The 1,340-nt window shown below is 52.6% G+C and carries 1 rRNA gene; it reads right to left on the reverse strand.

The features are described 5' to 3' along the window. Positions 1–1,340, reverse strand: a 23S ribosomal RNA gene (locus NNO02_RS23220); the annotation flags it as partial.

The raw sequence follows: 1,340 nt of genomic DNA on the forward strand, positions 1-1,340 counted from the left end.
CTCCGCCTACATGCTTAAACCGGGACAACCGTCGCCCGGCTAACATAGCCTTCTCCGTCCCCCCTTCGCAGTAACACCAAGTACAGGAATATTAACCTGTTTCCCATCGACTACGCCTTTCGGCCTCGCCTTAGGGGTCGACTCACCCTGCCCCGATTAACGTTGGACAGGAACCCTTGGTCTTCCGGCGTGCGGGTTTTTCACCCGCATTATCGTTACTTATGTCAGCATTCGCACTTCTGATACCTCCAGCACCCCTCACAGGACACCTTCAACGGCTTACAGAACGCTCCCCTACCCAACAACACATAGTGTCGCTGCCGCAGCTTCGGTGCACAGTTTAGCCCCGTTACATCTTCCGCGCAGGCCGACTCGACCAGTGAGCTATTACGCTTTCTTTAAATGATGGCTGCTTCTAAGCCAACATCCTGGCTGTCTGTGCCTTCCCACATCGTTTCCCACTTAACTGTGACTTTGGGACCTTAGCTGGCGGTCTGGGTTGTTTCCCTCTTCACGACGGACGTTAGCACCCGCCGTGTGTCTCCCGTGATAACATTCTTCGGTATTCGCAGTTTGCATCGGGTTGGTAAGTCGGGATGACCCCCTAGCCGAAACAGTGCTCTACCCCCGAAGATGAATTCACGAGGCGCTACCTAAATAGCTTTCGGGGAGAACCAGCTATCTCCCGGTTTGATTGGCCTTTCACCCCCAGCCACAAGTCATCCGCTAATTTTTCAACATTAGTCGGTTCGGTCCTCCAGTTAGTGTTACCCAACCTTCAACCTGCCCATGGCTAGATCACCGGGTTTCGGGTCTATACCCTGCAACTTAACGCCCAGTTAAGACTCGGTTTCCCTTCGGCTCCCCTATTCGGTTAACCTTGCTACAGAATATAAGTCGCTGACCCATTATACAAAAGGTACGCAGTCACCCCATAAAGAGGCTCCCACTGCTTGTACGTACACGGTTTCAGGTTCTTTTTCACTCCCCTCGCCGGGGTTCTTTTCGCCTTTCCCTCACGGTACTGGTTCACTATCGGTCAGTCAGGAGTATTTAGCCTTGGAGGATGGTCCCCCCATATTCAGACAGGATACCACGTGTCCCGCCCTACTCTTCGAGTTCACAACACATGCACTTTTGTGTACGGGACTTTCACCCTGTATCGTGCGACTTTCCAGACGCTTCCACTAACACACATGCTGATTCAGACTCTGGGCTGCTCCCCGTTCGCTCGCCGCTACTGGGGGAATCTCGGTTGATTTCTTTTCCTCGGGGTACTTAGATGTTTCAGTTCCCCCGGTTCGCTTCATTACGCTATGTATTCACGTAATGATAGTGTG

The sequence above is a fragment of the Citrobacter sp. Awk 2 genome (assembly GCF_028069815.1).
In the GTDB taxonomy this organism is placed as follows: domain Bacteria; phylum Pseudomonadota; class Gammaproteobacteria; order Enterobacterales; family Enterobacteriaceae; genus Citrobacter.